Annotated in this window: 14 protein-coding genes and 5 pseudogenes; 4 read left to right on the top strand and 15 right to left on the bottom strand. The window is 68.8% G+C overall.

The window, feature by feature from the left end:
* Window positions 1-107: 107 nt before the first annotated feature.
* On the bottom strand, window positions 108-1424 hold the full coding sequence (radA, locus tag OJJOAM_RS00270; protein WP_422648513.1) for a DNA repair protein RadA: 1317 nt from the start codon (window positions 1422-1424) through the stop codon (window positions 108-110).
* A gap of 172 nt (window positions 1425-1596) precedes the next feature.
* Window positions 1597-2731: pseudogene (alr, locus tag OJJOAM_RS00265) on the bottom strand (alanine racemase).
* 623 nt (window positions 2732-3354) lie between these two features.
* Here alr and lplT point away from each other — a divergent pair.
* Complete coding sequence (gene lplT / locus OJJOAM_RS00260) at window positions 3355-4674, top strand: lysophospholipid transporter LplT (RefSeq protein ID WP_422648512.1); 1320 nt, start codon at window positions 3355-3357, stop codon at window positions 4672-4674.
* 182 nt (window positions 4675-4856) lie between these two features.
* On the opposite strand, the gene OJJOAM_RS00255 is transcribed toward lplT, so the two are convergent.
* From OJJOAM_RS00255 to tsaB, 4 genes and pseudogenes are all read right to left on the bottom strand, one after another.
* The gene (locus OJJOAM_RS00255; protein ID WP_422648511.1) at window positions 4857-6209 is read right to left on the bottom strand and encodes a DUF1853 family protein; all 1353 of its coding nucleotides are present in this window, start codon (window positions 6207-6209) and stop codon (window positions 4857-4859) included.
* Window positions 6190-7239: a uracil-DNA glycosylase gene (locus OJJOAM_RS00250; protein WP_422648510.1), complete on the bottom strand. Its 1050-nt coding sequence runs from the start codon at window positions 7237-7239 to the stop codon at window positions 6190-6192. Before OJJOAM_RS00250 ends, OJJOAM_RS00255 begins: the two co-directional genes overlap by 20 nt.
* 46 nt (window positions 7240-7285) lie before the next feature.
* Window positions 7286-7819 (bottom strand): annotated as a pseudogene (gene rimI, locus OJJOAM_RS00245) (ribosomal protein S18-alanine N-acetyltransferase); the annotation flags it as partial.
* Window positions 7816-8608 (bottom strand): annotated as a pseudogene (tsaB, locus tag OJJOAM_RS00240) (tRNA (adenosine(37)-N6)-threonylcarbamoyltransferase complex dimerization subunit type 1 TsaB). The pseudogenes rimI and tsaB, both read right to left, overlap by 4 nt.
* A 118-nt stretch (window positions 8609-8726) precedes the next feature.
* Here tsaB and OJJOAM_RS00235 point away from each other — a divergent pair.
* Window positions 8727-8996, top strand: coding sequence for an acyl-CoA-binding protein (locus tag OJJOAM_RS00235; protein WP_149319058.1), 270 nt, complete (start codon window positions 8727-8729; stop codon window positions 8994-8996).
* A 105-nt stretch (window positions 8997-9101) separates the two neighbouring features.
* Here the strand turns inward: OJJOAM_RS00235 and OJJOAM_RS00230 are convergent.
* The 4 genes and pseudogenes from OJJOAM_RS00230 to OJJOAM_RS00215 form a co-directional block, all read right to left on the bottom strand.
* Window positions 9102-10581, bottom strand: a pseudogene (locus OJJOAM_RS00230) (DHA2 family efflux MFS transporter permease subunit).
* An 11-nt stretch (window positions 10582-10592) separates the two neighbouring features.
* Window positions 10593-11063 carry an SRPBCC family protein gene (locus OJJOAM_RS00225; protein WP_422648509.1) on the bottom strand — a complete coding sequence of 157 codons (471 nt, stop codon included), beginning with the start codon at window positions 11061-11063 and terminating at the stop codon, window positions 10593-10595.
* 149 nt (window positions 11064-11212) lie between these two features.
* Window positions 11213-12799 carry a malate synthase A gene (gene aceB / locus OJJOAM_RS00220; RefSeq protein ID WP_265632527.1) on the bottom strand — a complete coding sequence of 529 codons (1587 nt, stop codon included), beginning with the start codon at window positions 12797-12799 and terminating at the stop codon, window positions 11213-11215.
* Window positions 12800-12845: 46 nt separating this feature from the next.
* Entirely contained in the window at window positions 12846-13556 is a 711-nt protein-coding gene (locus tag OJJOAM_RS00215) for a haloacid dehalogenase type II (protein ID WP_422648508.1), read from the bottom strand.
* A 249-nt stretch (window positions 13557-13805) separates the two neighbouring features.
* Here OJJOAM_RS00215 and OJJOAM_RS00210 point away from each other — a divergent pair, with 249 nt between their 5' ends.
* Together OJJOAM_RS00210 and OJJOAM_RS00205 are read left to right on the top strand one after the other, a co-directional pair.
* Complete coding sequence (locus tag OJJOAM_RS00210) at window positions 13806-14756, top strand: LysR family transcriptional regulator (protein WP_149319062.1); 951 nt, start codon at window positions 13806-13808, stop codon at window positions 14754-14756.
* 155 nt (window positions 14757-14911) lie between these two features.
* A complete protein-coding gene (locus tag OJJOAM_RS00205) occupies window positions 14912-15346 on the top strand; it encodes a universal stress protein (protein ID WP_149319063.1) in 435 nt (144 codons plus the stop codon).
* An 80-nt stretch (window positions 15347-15426) separates the two neighbouring features.
* Here the strand turns inward: OJJOAM_RS00205 and aceA are convergent, their stop codons facing one another.
* From aceA to OJJOAM_RS00180, 5 genes and pseudogenes are all read right to left on the bottom strand, one after another.
* Window positions 15427-16719: an isocitrate lyase gene (gene aceA, locus OJJOAM_RS00200; RefSeq protein ID WP_422648507.1), complete on the bottom strand. Its 1293-nt coding sequence runs from the start codon at window positions 16717-16719 to the stop codon at window positions 15427-15429.
* Between the two features lie 348 nt (window positions 16720-17067).
* Window positions 17068-17508, bottom strand: a complete 441-nt coding sequence (locus OJJOAM_RS00195; RefSeq protein ID WP_422648506.1) for a gamma-glutamylcyclotransferase family protein — start codon at window positions 17506-17508, stop codon at window positions 17068-17070.
* Window positions 17509-17510: 2 nt separating this feature from the next.
* Window positions 17511-18029 carry a ribonuclease E activity regulator RraA gene (gene rraA, locus OJJOAM_RS00190; protein ID WP_422648505.1) on the bottom strand — a complete coding sequence of 173 codons (519 nt, stop codon included), beginning with the start codon at window positions 18027-18029 and terminating at the stop codon, window positions 17511-17513.
* Window positions 18030-18336: 307 nt separating this feature from the next.
* A complete protein-coding gene (locus OJJOAM_RS00185; protein WP_422649627.1) occupies window positions 18337-19152 on the bottom strand; it encodes a LytR/AlgR family response regulator transcription factor in 816 nt (271 codons plus the stop codon).
* Between the two features lie 239 nt (window positions 19153-19391).
* Window positions 19392-20466 (bottom strand): annotated as a pseudogene (locus OJJOAM_RS00180) (sensor histidine kinase); the annotation flags it as partial.
* Window positions 20467-20510: the final 44 nt, after the last annotated feature.

Here is a 20510-nt window from a genome sequence, read left to right as displayed (position 1 = left end):
GGGCGGTGGCGCCCGCCGCCTTGGCCCTTGGTGGCCCTGGACCGTTGGCCGCTAGTCCTTAGCCCTTAGCCGCTTGCCCTTTGCCCCTGGCGATTGGCGGACAGCGATCAGCCGTCGAGATAGCGCACGCGTTCGATCGCCTGCTCGATCCGCTCGACGGCGATCACCTCGAGCCCCTCGATCGGCTGCTTCGGCGCGTTGGCCTTGGGAATCACCGCCTGCGTGAAGCCCAGCTTGGCCGCCTCGCGCAGCCGGTCCTGGCCGCGCGGGCTCGGACGGATCTCCCCCGCCAGCCCCACCTCGCCGAATACCACCAGCCCACGCGGCAAGGGCTTGTTGCGCATCGACGAATGGATCGACAGCAGCACGGCCAGGTCGGCCGCCGGCTCGGTGATCTTGACCCCGCCCACCGCATTGAGGAACACGTCCTGGTCGAAGCAGGCGATGCCCGCGTGGCGGTGCAGCACGGCCAGCAGCAGCGCCAGCCGGTTCTGCTCGAGGCCGACCGCGAGGCGGCGCGGATTCGGCACGTGCGCCGCATCGACCAGCGCCTGGATCTCGACCAGCAGCGGACGCGAGCCCTCCTGCGTGACCATCACGCAGGAACCGGACACGGTCTGCTCATGCTGCGACAGGAACAGCGCCGACGGATTGCTGATGCCGCGCAGCCCGCGCTCGGTCATCGCGAACACGCCCAGTTCGTTGACCGCGCCGAAGCGGTTCTTGAATGCGCGGATCAGCCGGTGCGAAGAATGCGTGTCGCCCTCGAAGTACAGCACCGTGTCGACGATGTGCTCGAGCACGCGCGGCCCCGCCAGGCTCCCCTCCTTGGTCACATGGCCGACCAGGATGATCGTGGTGCCGCTGCTCTTGGCGATCCGCGTCAGCTGCGCCGCGCATTCGCGCACCTGGGCGACCGAGCCCGGCGCCGAACTGAGCGCCTCCGAGTACAGCGTCTGGATCGAGTCGATCACCGCGACCTCGGGCTTGTCCGCGTCCAGCGTCGCCTGGATCTTCTCCAGCTGGATCTCGGCCAGCAGGCCCAGGCTCGGGCTGTCGATGCCGAGCCGCTGGGCGCGCAGCGCGATCTGCGCGCCCGACTCCTCGCCGCTGACATAGAGCACGCGCCGGCTGGCCGCCAGGTTCGCCAGCGCCTGCAACAGCAGCGTCGACTTGCCGATGCCGGGGTCGCCGCCGATCAGCACCACCCCGCCGGCCACCAGCCCGCCCCCCAGCACCCGGTCGAATTCCTCGATGCCGCTGGTAAAGCGCGGCACATCGGACGCCTCGATCTCGGACAGGCGCTGCACCGTGGCGGAGGCCGCCAGCGGCTGGAAGCGCCGCGCCGAGGGCGCCTCGGGCACGCTCTCGACCAGCGTGTTCCATTGCTGGCAATGCGGGCACTGCCCCTGCCAGCGCGGCACGGAGCCGCCGCATTCGGTACAGGTGTAAAACGGTCTTGGCGGTCTTGGTCTTTGCCAACGGGAATCCTTGGGGCCGGGGGAGCGGAGAGGCGGCGCAGCCGACAGGCCCGCGGGTGCTGCGGGGTGCTGCGGGGTGCTGCCGAGTGCTGCAAGGCGCCGCGAGGCGCCGATTCTACTTGGCCGGCGCGGCCTCGGCCATGCTGGGCGCGTCCGGCACGGTCAGCGTCGCGACCGTCACCGGCACCCGCGGCGCCAGCGCGCACATCAGCTCGTAGCCGACGGTGCCGCTGGCGGCGGCCACGTCGTCGATCGGCAGGCCGTGGCCCCACAGCGTGACCGGCGAACCGACCCGCGCCTTCGGGCACGGCGTCAGGTCGACGCACAGCATGTCCATCGACACCCTGCCGACCAGGTGCGTGCGCACGCCGTCGACCAGCACCGGCGCCGGCTGGTCGCCCCAGCCCGCGGCATGGCGCGGATAACCGTCGGCATAGCCGCAGGCGACCACGCCGATCCGCATCGGCCGGTCCGCGGTGAACAGCGAGCCGTAGCCGACCGTGTCGCCGGGCCGCAATTCCTGCACCGCGATCAGTTCGCTGTGCAGCGACATCGCCGGCATCAGCCCGGTATCGGCGATGTCGGCGTGCCGGCCGCTCGGCGAGGCGCCGTACAGCACGATGCCGGGCCGCACCCAGGCGCGGTGCGCGGCCGGATGCCACAGCGTGGCGGCCGAGTTGGACAGGCTCGCCTCGCCCGGCAGATTGGCCGTGGTGGCGTCGAACACCTCCAGCTGGTGCGCGATGCCGCGCTCGCCGTCGGCGTCCGAGAAGTGGGTCATATGGACGATGCTGCCCACTCCCCGACAGGGTACGGGCGCGCTCCCAGGCGGCGCGGTACTGGTCCGGCGCGAAGCCGAGCCGGTTCATGCCGGTATTGAGCTTGAGCTGGATCGCCAGCGGACCCTTGGGCCGCGCGACCTCCAGCATGCGCAGCTGCTCCTCGTTGTGGATCGCCGTGGTCAGCCGGTATTCCTCGAGCAGCGGCACGTCCTGCGGCTGGAAGAAGCCCTCGAGCAGCAGGATCGGACCCTGCCAGCCGAGTTCACGCAGCAGCACGGCCTCGTTCAGGTCCAGCAGGCCGAACCCGTCGGCCGCGCGCAGGCCGGCGAAGGCGCGGCGGATGCCGTGACCGTAGGCGTTGGCTTTGACCACCGCCCAGACGCGGGACGCCGGCGCGTGGCGGCGCACCACCTCGAGATTGTTGGCCAGGGCGGGTTGATGGATGACAGCGTGAATCGGTCTTGGCATGGGATCAGGGAAGGTTCGTCACTGCGGCCTCGCGGCGCGCCGGGCCCTGCCGTGCGACGGCCTGGGCGGGCGTACCGAAGTGGTGCCCGGGGCACTGTCCGCAGCAACGTCGACGGGGATTCGGCACCACGTTCGGGCCACGTTCGGGCCACGTTCGGGCCACGTTCGGGCCACGTTCGGGCCACGTTCGGGCCACGTTCGGGCCACGTTCGGGCCACGTTCGGGCCACGTTTGGCATCACGTTTGGCGCCGCGTTTGGCAACCACGCGCGGCAGCGCACCGAAGGGGCACCGCGTAGACCGTTATTTGACCACATTGGTTCGGCGATCCCCCGGGAATCCGCTCCACGTCGAATGGTCAAACCCGGTCAATTTGCGGTCTTCCCTTCTTCGGAATTGAAAGACTTTCGTGATATAAAGCCGGACGTTCCGGCCATGTTTCAAAAGTGATTCAATATGACGGGTCCCGTCAGGTACGTCCACGCCCCAGCCACGCCGAACCGGACCAGGCGCGGGCGTCCTTTTGGCACGGCCGCCGTTCACCCCCTCCGCACGATGCCGACAGCCGTTGGCGCGGGCACGCCAGTAGCGCAAGGAAATCGCGATGGAGACAGAGTCCAAGGTATGAAGAAGGGTTTTTACACCATCATGGCCGCGCAGTTCTTCTCTTCGCTGGCCGACAACGCTCTGCTCATCGCCGCCATTGCCCTCCTCGCCGAATTGCACTCCCCGCAGTGGATGACGCCGCTGCTCAAGCTGTTCTTCGTGCTGTCCTATGTCGTGCTGGCCGCCTTCGTCGGCGCCTTCGCCGATTCGATGCCCAAGGGCAAGGTGATGTTCATCACCAACACGATCAAGATCGGCGGCTGCGCGATCATGATGTTCGGGTTGCACCCGCTGCTCGCCTATGGGGTGGTCGGCTTCGGCGCGGCGGCCTATTCGCCGGCCAAGTACGGCATCCTTACCGAGCTGCTGCCGGCCGAGCGCCTGGTGGCCGCCAACGGCTGGATCGAGGGCCTGACGGTCGGCTCGATCATCCTCGGCACGGTGGTCGGCGGCGCGCTGATCTCGGTCAAGGTGTCGAGCCTGATGCTGGCGATGGACCTGCCGTGGATCGAGACCGGCATCGACACGCCGGCCGAAGCCGCGATGGTGGTCATCATGCTGTTCTACGTGATCGCCGCCCTGTTCAACCTGTTCATCCCCGACACCGGCGCCCGCTATCCGCAGCAGGAGAAGAACCCGATCAAGCTGATCGCCGAGTTCGCCGACTGCTTCACCGCGCTATGGAAGGACAAGCTCGGCCAGATCTCGCTGGCGGTCACCACGCTGTTCTGGGGCGCCGGCGCGACGCTGCAGTTCATCGTGCTGAAGTGGGCGGAAAAGTCGCTCGGCCTGAACCTGTCGCAAGGCGCGCTGCTGCAGGCGGTGGTGGCGGTCGGCGTGGCCGTCGGCGCGATCATGGCGGCGATGCGCATCCCGCTGCGCAAGTCGCTGTCGGTGCTGCCGTTCGGCGTGGCGATGGGCGCGATCGTGATGCTGATGGCCTTCTACACCAAGGACGCGATGCCCGATGTCGCGCTCGACATACTGGGCATGCGGATGCCGCTGTACATGGCGATCGCCTACGTGTTCCTGATGCTGGTGGGCGGCATGTCGGGCTACTTCGTGGTGCCGATGAACGCGCTGCTGCAGCATCGCGGCCACGTGCTGCTGTCGGCGGGCCACTCGATCGCGGTGCAGAACTTCAACGAGAACGTCTCGGTGCTGCTGATGCTGTGCCTGTACGCGCTGCTGATCAAGCTGAACGTGCCGATCGGCATCGTCATCATCGCCTTCGGCATGTTCGTCTGCGGCACCATGCTGCTGGTGATGCGCCAGCATCGCAAGAATGTCCGTCTGTACAACTCGCTGGCGATGATCGGCGAGGACAAGCACCACTGAGGCCGGAACCACCAGGGCAGGTACCGCCGAGGCAGGCACCACGGAGGTAGGGGCCATCGGGACGGGTACCTCCGGGGCCGGTACCGCCGACACCGATGCCGCCGAGGCCGCTCCCACCAGGGCAGGCACCAACGACACAGGTACCACCGACGCAGCGCCGGCCCCAGGACGGCGCTCCGCCCTCAGTACCGCGGCGGCTGCGCGACCCGCTGCCGCGCCCTCTCCTCCCATCCCGGCGGCACCACGAACCCGCGCGAACGCTCGCGCCACCAGCCCGGCGCCGAGGCGCCGGCCGGCTCCATCTCGCAGATCATCACCGGCGACTCGCGCCGCCAGGCCAGGTCGCGATGCGGCTCGGCGAAGCGCGCGGCCAGCGCGTCGCGCAGGGTTTCGAATGCTTCGGTGTCCTGCTCCGGCACCAGCGCCGGCGACAGCCAGCGGGCACGCGGCAGCCGGTGCCAGCGCACCGATGAGGCGGAGGCCGACGAGCCAAACGAGCCCGGCGAGCCCAACGAGCCCGACGAGCCCGACGAGCCCGATGAGCCTGACGAGCCTGATGAGCCTGATGAGCCTGATGAGCCTGATGAGCCTGATGAGCCTGATGAGCCCGATGAGCCCGATGAGCCCGATGAGCCTGACGAGCGTGCCGCCACCCGCTGCGCCCATTGCTCCAGCGTCGACCACCAGCCACGCAAATGGGCAGGATTGAGCCCCAACGCGTCCAGGCCGGCCGGCATCACCCCATCGCGATAGAACAGCCAGCCCAGCAGATAGATTTCGCTGCGGTCGACGCGCGCACCCAGCAGCGCCTCGGCCTCCGGCGTGCGCGACAGCGGCAGCTGCCGGCGAACGATATGCGACAGCTTGTCGCCGAGGCGATCGACCAGGTTCGGGCCGACGAAGGCCTGCAGCCACGCGGCGCGCTCGACGGGCGCCGCCGCGTGCGACGCATCGCTGCCCGGCTCCACCAGCAGATAGAACTTGGCGGCCATCTCCCAGTGCACCAGCTGGCCAGCCTGTCCGGCCTGTGTCGGTTCTGCGGCGTTTGCACTGGCCGCACTGGTCGACGTCTCGCGCCAGACGAAGTCCAGCTCGCCCAGCGTCTGCACGCCGTGCGCGCCGTGCCGGCGCACCGGCAGATTGGAGGCGACCAGCTCGATGCCCTCGCCATGCTGCAGCGCGAAATGCAGCAGCCGTTCGGCATGCCGGCCCAGCCGCAGGCTGCGCGCGGCCGGGGCCAGCGCCTGGACCGCGCCGGGCAAGGCGGACAGTTCCTCGATGGTCGGTGGCAGTAAATCCGGATCGGCGCTCGCCAGCCAGCGCTGCCAGGCAGCGATCGCCCCGGTTGGCCAGCTCGCCAGCGCGGCGCCGCCGAATTCGGCCAGCGCGGCGAAATCGCGCGGCAAGGCGCTCAGCAGCGGCGGCGCCAGCGTGCACCAGGCCAGATCCCGCACGCGCGCCGACGTGGCGGCGCGCCACAGCGGCTCGGCCGTGGTCGCGCCGGCGCCGGCCAGTTCAGTGACCGGCTCCCGCATCGCCGTCGCCGGCAGCGCCGGCCCGTGGGGAGTCGAGCAGATCGGCCGGAGCGGCCGGGTCGTTCTGCCGATAGACATCGCGCGCCAGGCACAGGTCTTCCCAGGCGCGCGCCTTGTCGGTCAGCGTGCGCAGCAGATAGGCCGGGTGATAGGTCACCACCACGGGGATGCCCTCGTAGCGATGCACCGTGCCGCGCAGCTTGCTGATCGGCGTGGTGGTGCGCAGCAGCGTCTGCGCAGCGAAACGGCCCAGCACGACGATCAGGCGCGGACGCACCAGCGCGATCTGCCGGCGCAGGAAGGGCTCGCACTGCTCGACCTCGGCCGGCTCGGGATTGCGGTTGCCGGGCGGCCGGCACTTGAGCACGTTGGCGATGAACACATTGCGCCCGCGCGCCAGCTGCAGCGACGCCAGCATGTTGTCGAGCAGCTTGCCGGCCTGGCCGACGAAGGGCTCGCCCTGCCGGTCCTCGTTCTCGCCCGGGGCCTCGCCGATCAGCATCCAGTCGGCCTCGCGGTCGCCGACGCCGAACACCGTGCGGGTCCGCGTGCTGCACAACTGGCAGGCCGTGCAGCCGGCGACGCGCGCTTCCAGCGCCTGCCAGTCGAGCGTGGAGAGGTCGTCGGCGGGCGCGGCGATGGATTGGCCTTCCGACAGCGGCAGGCCATCGTCGGGCACGCTCTGCATGATCGGCACGACCGGGATGGCCGGCTGGCGGGGCGCCGGCGCGGCGGCGGCCATCGCGCTTGCCGCTTCATGGCCCTGCGCTTCCTGGCTCAGCACTTCACGGCCCAACGCTTCACGACTCGGCGCTTCGTTGGTCGGCGCCTCCCGGCTAAGTAGTTCGCGGCTCGGCGCTTCACGGCCCAAGGCTTCACGGCTCGGCCCTTCGTGGCTCGGCGCGTCGTGGCTCACGGCGTCGGCCAATGCCGACGTGGACTCGGGCTCGGCCTGCACCGCTTCGGCATGGCGCGGCACCCATTCGGTGCCGATGCCGAGCGCTTCGAGAAACAGCGCGCGCCGGTTCATGCCGATGCCCCCCCGCGGGCCGCCCTGCTGCCCATCCTGCTCCGTGCCCTGCTCCGTTCCCCCAGCGGCGGCGCAGCACCAGCGCATCCTCGCGCCCGTCGGCGGCCGGGTAATAGCCCTTGCGCCGGCCGATCGTCTCGAAACCGGCGGCCTCGTACAGCGCCAGCGCGGCGGTATTCGACGGCCTGACTTCGAGCAGCACATTGGGCAGCCGATGCTGATGCGCGGTGGCCAGCGCCACGGCCAGCAGCAGCTTGCCGAGTCCCTGGCGATGGCGCGCCGGCTCGATCGTGATATTGAGCAGATGCATCTCGTCGACCACCGGCATCAGCACCGCGTAGCCGGCGAGCTTGCCGGCCGGGTCGCGCAGTGTCAGCCCGATATGGCCGGCCTTGACCGAGTTCTCGAAATTGCCGCGCGTCCACGGATGGCTGTAGGCGCGCTGCTCGATATCGACCACCGCGTCGAGGTCGCGCGCGCTCATGCGCGCCAGCGCCCAGCCGCCCGGCAGCGTCGGCATGTCGGGCACCGCGGGCCAGGCGGCGGCGCGGGTGCGGCTGTCGCCGAGCGCGGCGCTCATTGCCGTTCTCCGGTGGCCGCCAGCGACGCGCGCCCCGCCGCCGCGGCCTGGCGCTCGGCCACGGTCTGGGCGACCTTGTCGCGCAGATACAGCGGCGCGGCATCGGCGGCGGCCACGGTCTCGCCGCGCGCCAGTGCGCGCTGCGCGAGCGCGACCACGGCGGCCGCGTGCGGCATCGCGCCGGCAATCGTGCGCGCGGCCTGCGCGGCGGCGTGCAGGCGTTCGCCATAGACGGAGGCGCCGTTGCCGGCCAGCCAGAACGGCCCGGCCGGGGCCTGCACCGCCTCGGGGGCGGCCACGCGCATCGGACCGGCTTCCTGCCATTCGCCGCGGACCGCATCCCACTCGAACAGCGCGGTGTAGACCTCGTCCATGCGCGCGTCGAGCGCGACCAGCACCGGCACGCCGGCGGGCAGCGGCTCGGCCGCGGTGTCGCCCTCCAGCGCGGCCCCGGACACCCCGCGCACGCGTTCGGCGCAGGCCATCAGCGTGTTGACGGGGACGACCGGCAGATCGGCGCCGAAGGCCAGCCCTTGGGCGATGCCGCAGGCGGTGCGCAGGCCGGTAAAACGAGCCCGGGCCGGCGCCGAAGGCGATCGCGGCGCAGTCGGCCAGACGGATGCCGGCCTCGGCCAGCAGCTCGCCCGCGGCGGGCAGGACCCGGCCCGACGAGCGCGGACCGGTCTGTTCGTGGCGGGCCAGGCAACGCAGGCCGCCGGTCGGCGAGGCTTGTCCGAGCGCGACCGAACACCACTCGGTGGAGGTTTCAACGGCAAGAATCCATGACATGCCGCGATTGTATCCGCTGGCCGCCGAACCGAAGCCGCCCTCGGTTTTTTCCGGGCGGGTTTGGCGGCCGGCGGGGCTATCATCGCGGGTCCATCTCCCTTACCGTCCCGGAGTCCCCATGAGCGACCTGCAACAGCGCTTCGAGCAAGCGCAGAACGACGTCAAGCAACTGCCCGAACGCCCCAGCAACATGACGCTGCTGCGCCTGTACGCGCTGTTCAAGCAAGGCAGCGAGGGCGACGTCCATGGCGACAAGCCCGGCATGACCGACTTCGTCGGCCGCTACAAGTTCGAGGCGTGGGAAACGCTGAAGGGCACCAGCCAGGAAGAGGCAATGCAGAAGTACATCGAGCTGGTGGAGGAACTGAAGTCGGGCGCGGCCAGCTGAACCAGCGCCGCGCTGCCGTCTTCGCGCAGGCGGCGACACGGTGGCTTCAAAACGAACCACGCGGTTACGCTGCCCCCGCTTTCGCGGGGGCAACTTCATCAGGCGCTACTGCCCCACCCGCTCCGGCTGCTGCCGCGGCCGGATCCGCCAGGCGGCCAGGATCGCGGTCGCGATCACCAGCCCCACCGCCAGGAAGGTCTCGTCGAACGCGCGGATGCGCGCCGCGGCATCGGCCCCGGCCTGATTGCCGGCCAGCAGCGCGCCGTGCGACTCCAGCCGCCATTGCAGGCCGACCCCGGCCAAGCTGACGCCGATGGCACCACCCAACTGCCGCACGAAGTTGATCACGCTGGAGCCCTGCGCGATCAGCGAGAAATCGACGCCCCGCATCGCGCCCAGCGACAGCGACGGCAGGATGCAGCCCAGGCCGACGCGGCCCAGCACCGCCAGCGCGATCAGTACCACATAGGGCGTCGTCAGCGAGCCCAGCGCCATCAGCAGGAAGGACGCGGCCAGCAGCGCCAGCCCCACCGACACCTGGATATGCGGCGGCACGCGGCTGGTCAGCCGGCCGGCCGCGGCGATGGTCACGGCCAGCGCGATCCCCCGCCGGCAGCAGCACGAAGCCCGCCTGCGACGGCGAGTACTGCAGCGCCATCTGCATATAGACCGGCAGCAGATAGGTCGAACCGAACAGCCCGGCGCCATAGATGAAGGCCACCACCGCGCCGGCGGAGAACTGCCGATAGCTGTAGAGCCGCATGTTCATCAGCGGGTCCGACGCGCGCAGTTGCCACAGCACGAACAGCACCAGCAGCAGCACGCCCAGGCCCGACAGCAGCAGGCCGGTGACGGTGTCCTCGCGCAGCTCGACCAGGCCGTTGAGCAGCATCACGGTGGCGACGCCGGCCAGCGCCAGGCCCTGCCAGTCGAGCGGCTTGCGCTCGCCCATCATCGCGGAATCGATCGCCATGAAGCGGCGCGCCATCAGTCCGGCGACGATGGTCAGCGGCACCACCACGAAGAAGATCGAGCGCCAGCCGAACGATTCCACCAGGAAGCCGCCCAGGCTCGGCCCCAGCGCCGGCGCCAGCACCACGCCGAAGCCGAACATGCCCATCGCCCGGCCCTGCTCGCGCTCCTCGAACACGCGCAGGATCAGGATGTTCGGCAGCGGCTGCATGATGCCCGCGGCGACGCCTTCGGCCACGCGCATCGCGATCATCACGCCATAGCTGGGCGAGAAGCCGCCGACCAGCCCGCCGCCGCCGAGCAGCACGGCGGCGCCGAGAAAGGTGCGGCGCAGGCCGTAGCGGTTCAGCAGCCACGGGGTCAGCAGCATCGCCAGCGTCATCGCGATCATGAAGCTGGCCGCGACCCATTGCGCGCGTTCCTGCCCCAGGCCGAAATGCCGGCTCAGGTCCGGCACCGCGACATTGACGATGGTCGACGACACGATCGACGACATCGTGCCGATCATCAGCGTGACCAGCACCAGCCAGCGCAGCTTGTCGCCGTAGCGCTCGCGCAGCTGCGCGCGCGTCGGGGCGCTGCGCGCGGGACCGTCGCCGCCGCGCGGCGGCAAGGAATCCTCGCTCACCCGAGCCTGCCGGTGCTGGCCAGTTCGCGGATCTTGCGGACCGTATCGAGATCGGCCTCGTGATAGGCCGACTTGACGATCTCGGCGTAGCGGTCGTCGCCCCTGGCGTCGACCGCCGGCATCGTGGTCTCGTAGGTGAAGCGCAGCAGCAGCGCGCCCGGGCCGGGCGTCTCGATGGTCATCGTCAGCGTGCCGCCGGCATGGTCGGCGGTGGCGGCGGTCTCGTAACGGACCGAGCGGCGCGATTCGAACACGACCCGGTCGCGCACCTCGGCCTTGCCGAAATGCAGCACGCGCTCGATCCAGTCGTCGCCGCGGCCCGTGATTTCGGCGCGGTCCAGGCCCAGCACGAACAGCTCCGGCGACTGGCCGCGCAGCACCAGCCCCTGCCAGACCTGGTCCGCCGTCAGCGGGTCCAGCGCCGGCATGTTGGGGTCATTGATCTCTACCAGATGCTCGAAGCGCAACTTGATTCTCCCTCTTGCTCAAGCCGCCATTATGAAGGCCCCGCGCCGGGGCCGCATCCCGCAAAGCAAAAAGCCCGCGGATGCGGGCTTGGGGGCTTTCGAGTCGAGATGGCAGCCGTCCCCCGCGCGGGCGGGGACGGCGTTCAGACTCAGATCTCCTCGTACAGCGGCAGCGTCAGGAATTCGGCGAACGATTCCGACGTCGACATCTGCTCGAAGATCTCCGCGGCGCGGTCGTAGGTCTTGGTGTCGCCACCGACCACTTCCTTGACCTTGGCGAGCTCTTCCGGAATCAGCGCGCGCACCATCTCGGCGGTCACCTTGCGGCCGTCTTCCAGCACGCCCTTGGGCGACCGGATCCACTGCCAGACCTGCGAACGCGAGATCTCGGCGGTGGCGGCGTCTTCCATCAGGTTGTGGATCGGCACGCAGCCGTTGCCGGCCAGCCAGGCGCCCAGGTAATGGATGCCCACGTTGATGTTCATGCGCAGGCCACCTTCGGTGATCGGCGTTTCCGGCTGGAAGTTCAGCAGGTCGGCGGCGCTCACGTTGACGTCCGGGCGCTGCTTCTCGAACTGGTTCGGCTTGTCGCCCAGCACCGCGACGAATTCCTTCATCGCCGGCTCGACCAGGCCCGGGTGGGCCACCCAGCCGCCGTCATAGCCGTCGGTCGCATCGCGGCGCTTGTCGCCGATGATGCCCTGCATCGCGATCTCGTTCTTCTCCGGATCGTTCTTGATCGGGATCAGCGCGCTCATGCCGCCGATCGCGGGCGCGCCGCGCTTGTGGCAGGTCTTGAGCAGCAGCAGCGCGTAGGCGCGCATGAACGGCGCGGTCATCGTGACCTTGGCGCGGTCGGCCAGGCAGAAGTTCTTGTCGGTCTTGAACTTCTTGATGCACGAGAAGATGTAGTCCCAGCGGCCGGCGTTCAGGCCCGCGCTGTGCTCGCGCAGTTCGTACAGGATCTCTTCCATCTCGAAGGCGGCCAGGATCGTCTCGATCAGCACGGTCGCCTTGATGGTGCCCTGCGGCAGGCCGATCTCGTTCTGCGCCATCACGAAGATGTCGTTCCACAGGCGAGCCTCGAGATGGCTTTCCATCTTCGGCAGATAGAAGAACGGACCGGCGCCGCGCGCGATCTGCTCCTTGGCGTTATGGAACAGGAACAGCGCGAAGTCCCAGATGCCGCCCGACACGCGCTGGCCGTCGATGGTCACGTGCTTCTCGTCCAGATGCCAGCCGCGCGGACGCACCTGCAGCGTGGCGATCTTGTCGTTCAGCTTGTAGACCTTGCCCTTGGCCTCGAGCGTCAGCGTGCGGCGCACGGCGGCCTTCAGGTTGACCTGGCCCTGCAGCTGGTTGTGCCAGTTCGGGGTGTTCGAGTCCTCGAAGTCGGTCATGTAGCTGTCCGCGCCCGAGTTGAACGCGTTGATGACCATCTTGGCTTCGACCGGGCCGGTGATTTCGACGCGGCGGCACTCCAGCGCCTTGGGGATCGGCGCGATCTTCCAGTCGCCTTCGCGGATCGACTTGGTCTCCGGCAGGAAGTCGGGGCGCTCGCCCGCGTCCAGGCGCTTGGCGCGTTCGACGCGCGCGGCCAGCAACTGCTGGCGGCGCGGCTCGAAGGCGCGGTGCAGCTTGTCCACCAGGGCCAGCGCTTCCGGCGTGAGGATATCTTCGTAGGCCGGCAGGATTTCGCCGGTAATCTTCATGCCCGCAGGCAACGTGATGGCCATCAATGTTCTCCTGTGATCGATGGGGGTTGTGCCATGCCTGCCCTCTTCATCCCTGCGCGACGGCAATGCCGCGTGCGCGCACGAAATCGAGCAGGTCGTTCATGTCGTGCCCGGTCCCGCTCGGCTCGGCGTCGAGCCGCTCCGCCGGGTGGCCGGCACGATTGATCCAGAACGTGGTGTAGCCGAACCAGGTCGCGCCGCATGCGTCCCAGCCGTTGGACGAGACGAACAGCATCTCGTGCGCCGGCACGCCGAAGGCCGCGGGACCGAGCGCATAGGCGGCCGGCGCGGTCTTGTACTGGCGCACCGCGTCGACCGACAGCACATGGTCGAACAGGCCCTGCATGCCGGCGCTCTTGACCGAGATGTCGAGCATCTCCGGATTGCCGTTGGACAGGATGCCCAGCGGCAGCCCGGCCGCGCGCAGGCGGCGCAGCGCGCCCAGGTTCTCCGGAAAGGCCGACAGGCAGGCGTATTCCTTCAGCAGCTGCGCCTCGGCCGCGGCATCGAGCCGCAGCGCCAACCGCTGCGCCGCATAGCGCAGCGCGTCGACGGTGATCGCCCAGAACGGCTTGTACCAGGCCCCGTCCGGCGCGGCCAGGGTGCGGATCCGCGTGTAGTCGATCTGGCGGTCGCGCCACAGCAGCGCCAGCGCCTCGCCCTTGCCGGGAAACAGCTGCTCCGCGCGCGCCGTGACGGAATACACGTCGAACAGCGTGCCATAGGCATCGAAGACGACGGCGCGGATCGGGTTCATAGCGGGCAAGGACCAGGTTTTGCGGCCGCGGCGCAGGGCCGGCGTACCACGAATTCCGAGCATTGTAGGCACGCGCTGCAGCGCGGCATAGCCGACCCGGGTCACTTGATCTTTTACTTTTGCCCTACTAATCTTGGCGAACCGTCGGAAGATCCGAAACCAATATCGGCTCCGACCCTGCCATCCGCTGACCGGCACGTATCGCCAAGATCGCTTTGTGTCCGGGCAGCCGCAAAACGTCGGGGACACGTGGATCATTTCAAGCAACTGGCGACCTTCGTCTCGGTCGCCTCGCGCGGCAGCCTGTCCGCGGCCGCCACCGCCGAAGGCGTCGCGCCGGCCATCATTGGCCGCCGCATCGACGCACTCGAAGAACGGCTGGGCGTCAAGCTGCTGGTGCGCACCACCCGCAAGATCACGCTGACCTTCGAGGGCTCGGCCTTCCTGGAAGATTGCCAGCGCATCCTCAACGACCTGCAGAACGCCGAGGCCAGCGTCTCGGCGGGCGGCGTCAAGGCCAGCGGCCATCTGCGCGTGACGGCACCGGCGGGCTTCGGCCGCAAGCACGTGGCGCCGGTGGTCCCGCTGTTCATCGAGTCGCATCCGGACGTGACCATCACGCTGGACCTGTCGGACCGCGTGGTCGACCTGGTCAACGAGGGCTTCGATTGCGCGATTCGCCTGGGCGACCTGCCCGATTCGAGCCTGGTGTCGATCCGGCTGGCCGAGAACCGCCGCGTGGTGGTGGCCGCGCCCTCGTATCTCGCGCGGCGCGGTACGCCCCAGCTGCCGGAAGAGCTCGCCGCGCACAACTGCCTGGCCTTCGGCGCCAGTGCCAACGTGCAGCGCGGCTGGGTGTTCCAGCAGGATGGACGACCGGTCACGGTCAAGGTCGGCGGCAATATGGAATGCACCGACGGCGCGGTGCTGCATGCCTGGTGCCTGCAGGGGCATGGGCTGGCGTGGCGCTCGTGGTGGGAGGTCGGCCACGAGATCGCGACCGGGCGCCTGGTGACGGTGCTCGACGAATTCCAGGCGCCGCCGATCGGCATCCATGCGGTGTTTCCGCAGCGCAAGCATCTGCCGCTGCGGGTGCGGCTGTTTATCGATCATCTGAAGAACACCTACGGCAACCCCGCCTACTGGCGCCGCGGCGAGCAGGCGCCGCTGCCCGCCGCCGACGAACCGGTCGGTGCCTGAGCCGGCACGACGACCGGGCAAGGGTTCGCCCGCGATGCATTAGCCGCCACACTGGCTACAATGAAGTCAGCGCGGGCCCGGTTTTGTCCGTCCGTTGTCCGCCCGCTTCCGGTGCCCTCGGGTATGCCTTTGGACTCATCGCAAGGAGATCGGCCATGTTCAAGCACATCCTGCTCCCCACTGACGGTTCGGAGCTGTCCAAGAAAGCGATCGACGGTGGCATCGAACTGGCCAGGGCCATCGGCGCCCGGGTCACGGCCTACGTCTGTCTCGAGGAATATCCGTACACGCCTTTCAGCGAAATCGTGGTCGAGGCCCCGCAGGCCTTCAAGGACCGCATCGAGGCGCAGGCGCGCATCTATCTGAAGGAGGTCGAAACCGCCGCGACCGCGGCCGGTGTGCCTTGCGACACCGATATGTCGACCTTCGCGGTGCCCTATCTGGGCATCATCGACGCGGCCGAACGGCATGGCTGCGACGTGATCTTCATGGCCTCGCACGGCCGCCGCGGCCTGTCCGGCCTGCTGCTCGGCAGCGAGACGCAGAAGGTGCTGACGCATACCGATATTCCGGTGATCGTCTACCGGTAAGGCAGCACCTTCGCTGAACCCCTTCCCCTCTCCCTCTCCCGCCATCGGAAGAGGGAGACGGAGAGGGAGAACCCACTACATCAAGCCACCTTCTTGTCGAAGAACTGCTCGTCCTCGGTCGAGCCCTTCAGCGCGGTGGTCGACGACTGGCCGCCTTCGATGGTCTGCGTGACCGCGTCGAAGTAGCCGGTGCCGACTTCGCGCTGGTGCTTGACCGCGGTGAAGCCCTTCTCGGCCGCCTTGAACTCGGCTTCCTGCAGCTCGACGAACGCGCTCATCTGGTTGCGCGCATAGCCGTAGGCCAGGTTGAACATCGAGTAGTTCAGCGAGTGGAAGCCGGCCAGCGTGATGAACTGGAACTTGTAGCCCATCGCGCCCAGCTCCTTCTGGAACTTGGCGATGGTGGCGTCGTCCAGGTTCTTCTTCCAGTTGAACGACGGCGAGCAGTTGTAGGCCAGCAGCTTGCCCGGAAACTTGGCGTGCACCGCCTCGGCAAACTTCTTGGCGAACTCCAGATCCGGCTTGCCGGTTTCGCACCAGACCAGGTCGGCCACTTCCGCATAGGCCAGCGCGCGGGCGATCGACTGCTCGATGCCGGGCTTGGTGCGGTAGAAGCCTTCGACGGTGCGCTCGCCGGTGCAGAACGGCTTGTCGCGATCGTCGATGTCCGAGGTCAGCAGATCGGCCGCTTCCGCGTCGGTACGGGCGATCACCAGCGTGGGCACGCCCATCACGTCGGCGGCCAGGCGCGCGGCGGTCAGCTTGGCGACCGCCTCGCGGGTCGGCACCAGCACCTTGCCGCCCATGTGGCCGCACTTCTTGACCGAGGCCAGCTGGTCTTCGAAGTGCACGCCGGCGGCGCCCGCTTCGATCATTGCCTTCATCAGCTCGAACGCGTTCAGCACGCCGCCGAAGCCGGCTTCCGCATCGGCCACGATCGGCGCGAAGAAATCGACGTCGCCCTTGCCCTCGCTCCACTGGATCTGGTCGGCGCGCTGGAAGGTGTTGTTGATGCGCTTGACCACCTGCGGCACCGAGTTGGCCGGATACAGCGACTGGTCCGGATACATCTCGCCGGCCAGATTGGCGTCGCCGGCGACCTGCCAGCCCGACAGATAGATCGCCTTCAGGCCGGCCTTGACCTGCTGCATCGCCTGGTTGCCGGTCAGCGCGCCCAGCGTGTTGACGAACGGCTCGGTATTGAGCAGATGCCACAGCTTCTCGGCACCGCGGCGGGCCAGCGTGTGCTCGATCTGCACGGAGCCGCGCAGGCGCACCACGTCGTCGGCGCTGTAGTGGCGGCTGATACCCTTCCAGCGCGGGTTGGTCTCCCAGTCTTGCTTGAGCTTTTGTGCTTCGATTTCGCGGGACATGTCACTCTCCTGTTGATGGGGTTCGGCAAATCTTTGCGACGCGACCGGACGGGGAGCCGGTCTGCCGACCTGGGCGCCGGGGTGCCGGTTTCAGCGTTCCGGTGGCGCCGCAAGTCATATGTCTTATATAAGAGTGTAGAGAAGCGTCCCGCGACGCAACAAGGCTCGATGGGGCCTGCGCCGTAGATTTTTTATCCTTATATTTCAGTAGTTTATCGAAAACATTTCACGATGCGGCAAGACCTTTCCCATCATGAGAAACGACCGTTGTGCCACGCATCCATGTATTTTTGCGGACCAAAACGCCTTTCCGCATCGTGAAATTGTGTGCAAGCGCTGTCGGGCGGTTCAGCCGGCCGCAACCCGGGCGCGCCGGTAGGCCACCCAGTCGCCGCCTTCGATTTCCGGCAGGCTGCGCACCGCCTCCGCGCCGACCGGATAGAGCAGGCAGCGCCGCTTGCCATCGGCGCATGCCACCTCCTGCTCGGTGCGCACGAACAGCGTCGCCTGGCCCGGATAGACCTCCTCGATCTCGTCGAGCACGGGAATCAGGGCCTCGTCGATCTCGTAGATGTCCCCGACCACGCGCGGACCGCCGGGCAGGCCAGCGCTCTCCGGCTCAAGCGCCGCCGGCACATAGCCCGGATAGCTGCCGAAGTCGTAGAGCCGCCCCGGCACGCTGCCGCTGCCGACCAGCCGCGGCGCCGGCAGGCCATGGCGGCGCGCCGCCTCGTTCAGGTCGTTGACCTCGCCGGCGCGCAAGGTGCCATAGGCGAACACCAGCGCCATCGTCAGCCCTGCTTCGCGCTCACCGGGCTCGCCAGGTCGACGTCCGACACCAGCACGCCGTCCTCGTCCACGTAGATCCAGTTGCCCGGACGCACCACCGCGCCCGGCATCTGCAGCGCGACGTCGCGCTGCCCGCTGTTGCGCTTCTCGCTCTTGCGCGGATGCACGCCCAGCGCGCGGATGCCGATGTCGCAATCGTTGAGCTCGACGGTGTCGCGCACATAGCCGTTGAGCACGATGCCGGCCCAGCCATTTTTCTCGCCCAGCTGGCCCAGGTTGCCGCCGACCAGCGCGCAGCGCGCCGAGCCGCCCGCGTCGACCACCAGCACCCTGCCCTGCCCGGGCGACTCCAGCGCCTCGCGCACCAGCGAGTTGTCCTCGAACACCTTCAGCGTCATGGCCGGGCCGGCGAAGCGCGCGCGCTTGCCGAAGGCCTGCCAGCCCGGCGTCAGCACGCGCAGCGAGCCGTCGGCCAGGCGTGCCTCGTGGTCGTCGCAAAGGTCGGTGGTGGCGAAATCCATGGCAATTCACTCCTCGATCAGCAGGGAAACAAAGGGGGAAAAAGGGAACAAGGCGAAAAACGCGAAGACGGGCGCGATGCCCGGGTGCGCCCGATGGCGCGGCGCAGCCGAAGCATCATAGTGGAAAACGACCGGGGGGAAGTCCTGCCCGGTCCGGGACAAGTCCGGGGCAGTCCGGGGCAGGGGCAGTCCGGGGCAGTCCGGGGCAGTCCGGGGCGGTCCGGGGCAGTCCGGGGTGGTCCGGAGAAGTCCGGGGCACGTCCAAGGCAAGTGCGAGGCAAGGCGCGCGCCGGCGCGCCGCGGGCCCTTACATCTGCTTGAACAGATACGCGTACTGCCGCGCCACCGGCAGCGTCTCGGGACGATTGCGCAGCTTCAGCGTGAGCCGCCCGAGCGACTGATTGACGGCGGCGGCGACGCAATCGATGTTGACCACCGTGCCGCGATGGATCTGCCAGAAGCGGTCCGGGTCGAGCTGCTGGGTCAGCTCGCGCAGGCTGGTGCGGATCAGCGCCTCGCCGCTGCTGGACACCACGTTGACGTACTTGTCGGTGGCCTCGAGGTAGATCACCTCGTCGACCGGGATGATCCGCACCTCCTGGCCGACCAGGGCCTTGATGAAGCGCAGGTACGGCCCGCCGGTGCGCGCGATGGTGTCGCGGTCCAGCGCCTCGAGCCGGTTCAGCAACTGCTCCAGCCGCTCGCCTTCGAGCGCGCCCGCAGACGCGGAGCCGTCCATCGTCTGCGGCGGCATCGCCAGCCGCGTCTTCAGCCGGTTCACGGTCGCCTCCAGCCGCTCGCGCTGGATCGGCTTGAGCACGTAGTCGACGGCCGCGCTCTCGAAGGCCTCCAGCGCGAACTGGTCGTAGGCGGTGACGAACACCACCAGCGGCGCGCCGGGCTTGCCCAGCAGGTCGCGCGCGACCTCCATGCCGGTGATGCCGGGCATCCGGATATCGAGAAAGGCGACGCGCGGCGCGTGCTGGCGCACCGCTTCGAGCGCCGACACCCCGTCATGCACCGTCGCGACGATCTGCGCCTCGGGCCACAGGCTGGACAATTCGGCATGCAACACGCGGGCGAGCAGCGGTTCGTCGTCGGCAATCAGCAGGGTCGGCGTCATCGTGGAATCGGTGGCAGTCGATCGGGGATCATCGACGGTCGTCGGCGGACCGTCAGCGGTAACGAAACGGGGCGGGCCCGCGGCGACAGTCCGCAGGCCTCGCGATATCGGTATCAGGACCGCGCCGCGGCGGGAGGCAGCCGGCACGGGCGGCACGGGCACCGCCGCGCCGGCGCCGGCCTGGGCCGTCCCGCAGGTGGCGGCCGGCGCGGCAACGCCCTGCTGGACCGGCTTGCGCGTGACCGGCACGGTCAGCCGCACCACCACCCCGCTGGGCACGTTCTCCTCGATCTGCATCGTGGCGGCGGCGCCGAAGATCCGCGCCAGGCGTTCGCGCACATGGGTCAGGCCCAGGCCCGAGCCCTTGACCGGCGCCTGCGCAAAACCGACGCCGGTATCGGCGATCGACACCTGCACGGCGTTCTCGCCCTGCGCGCGCGCCGACACGGTAATGCGCCCCCCCGCCATGCACGGCTCGATGCCGTGCGTGACGGCGTTCTCGACCAGCGGCTGGATCAGCATCGGGGGAATCTCGACCTCGGCCAGATCGGCGGGCAGATCGAACTGATAGGACAGGCGCTGGCCGAAGCGCAGCCCCTGGATATCGAGATAGCTGCGCAGCAGCGCGAACTCCTGCTGCAGCGTGCATTGCTCCGCGCGGGTATGCGCCAGCGAGCGCCGCAGGAAGCCAATCAGCCCCTGCAGCAGCTTGCGCGCGGCATGCGGATCGGTGGCGATCAGGCCGTCCAGGTGGGCCAGCGAATTGAACAGGAAGTGCGGTTCGATCTGCGCCTGCAGCGCCATCAGCTGGGCGCGCACCAGCTGCTTCTCGGCCTCCTCGCGCTGCAGCGCGTCGAGCGCGGCCTGACGCTGCAGGAAGGCCAGGCGTTCGCGCGACCAGTAGAAGTAGATCATGCTGGTCGCCGCCAGCATCCCGACCACCAGGCACATGCGCAGCATGTCGTTGGCCTCTTCCATCGACTTGGGCGGCAGGTCCAACACCATCCGCGTCGCCCAGCTGCCGAACAGCACGCCGAGCGGCACCGCGGCGATCGCCAGCAGGATGAAGGGCCAGCCCGCCGGGCGCTCGTTGCGCCAGATCACCACGCGCGGAATATCGATCAGCGCCCAGATCGACAGGCCGATCAGCTGGCTATAGACGAAGTTCTTCAGGAAGGTGCCGCCGGTCTGGAAGCCCCAGGTGAGGCTGACCGCGATCACGCCGTTCATGACGAGCACGAACACCAGGTCGCGCCCCAGCAGCGTCAGGCGGGAAGGAATGGCGTGGGTGAAACAGCGGTGCGTCGATCTCATGTCGCCTCCGTCCTTCCACCGCCACCTCGGCGACGCGGGTGTGG

The organism is Cupriavidus sp. H18C1, assembly GCF_049311595.1.
Classification (GTDB): domain Bacteria; phylum Pseudomonadota; class Gammaproteobacteria; order Burkholderiales; family Burkholderiaceae; genus Cupriavidus; species Cupriavidus cauae.
Note: the sequence above shows the minus strand (reverse complement) of the source record. Positions and strands in the feature narration are given on the sequence as shown.

Coding starts and splice junctions, on each gene's coding strand:
- OJJOAM_RS00250 (WP_422648510.1), bottom strand. CDS start 7,239: ATGAACCGGCGCGCGCTGTTTCTCGAAGCGCTCGGCATCGGCACCGAA.
- OJJOAM_RS00215 (WP_422648508.1), bottom strand. CDS start 13,556: ATGAACCCGATCCGCGCCGTCGTCTTCGATGCCTATGGCACGCTGTTC.
- OJJOAM_RS00235 (WP_149319058.1), top strand. CDS start 8,727: ATGAGCGACCTGCAACAGCGCTTCGAGCAAGCGCAGAACGACGTCAAG.
- OJJOAM_RS00185 (WP_422649627.1), bottom strand. CDS start 19,152: ATGACGCCGACCCTGCTGATTGCCGACGACGAACCGCTGCTCGCCCGC.
- aceA (WP_422648507.1), bottom strand. CDS start 16,719: ATGTCCCGCGAAATCGAAGCACAAAAGCTCAAGCAAGACTGGGAGACC.
- OJJOAM_RS00255 (WP_422648511.1), bottom strand. CDS start 6,209: ATGCGGGAGCCGGTCACTGAACTGGCCGGCGCCGGCGCGACCACGGCC.
- rraA (WP_422648505.1), bottom strand. CDS start 18,029: ATGGATTTCGCCACCACCGACCTTTGCGACGACCACGAGGCACGCCTG.
- OJJOAM_RS00205 (WP_149319063.1), top strand. CDS start 14,912: ATGTTCAAGCACATCCTGCTCCCCACTGACGGTTCGGAGCTGTCCAAG.
- lplT (WP_422648512.1), top strand. CDS start 3,355: ATGAAGAAGGGTTTTTACACCATCATGGCCGCGCAGTTCTTCTCTTCG.
- OJJOAM_RS00195 (WP_422648506.1), bottom strand. CDS start 17,508: ATGGCGCTGGTGTTCGCCTATGGCACCTTGCGCGCCGGCGAGGTCAAC.
- aceB (WP_265632527.1), bottom strand. CDS start 12,799: ATGGCCATCACGTTGCCTGCGGGCATGAAGATTACCGGCGAAATCCTG.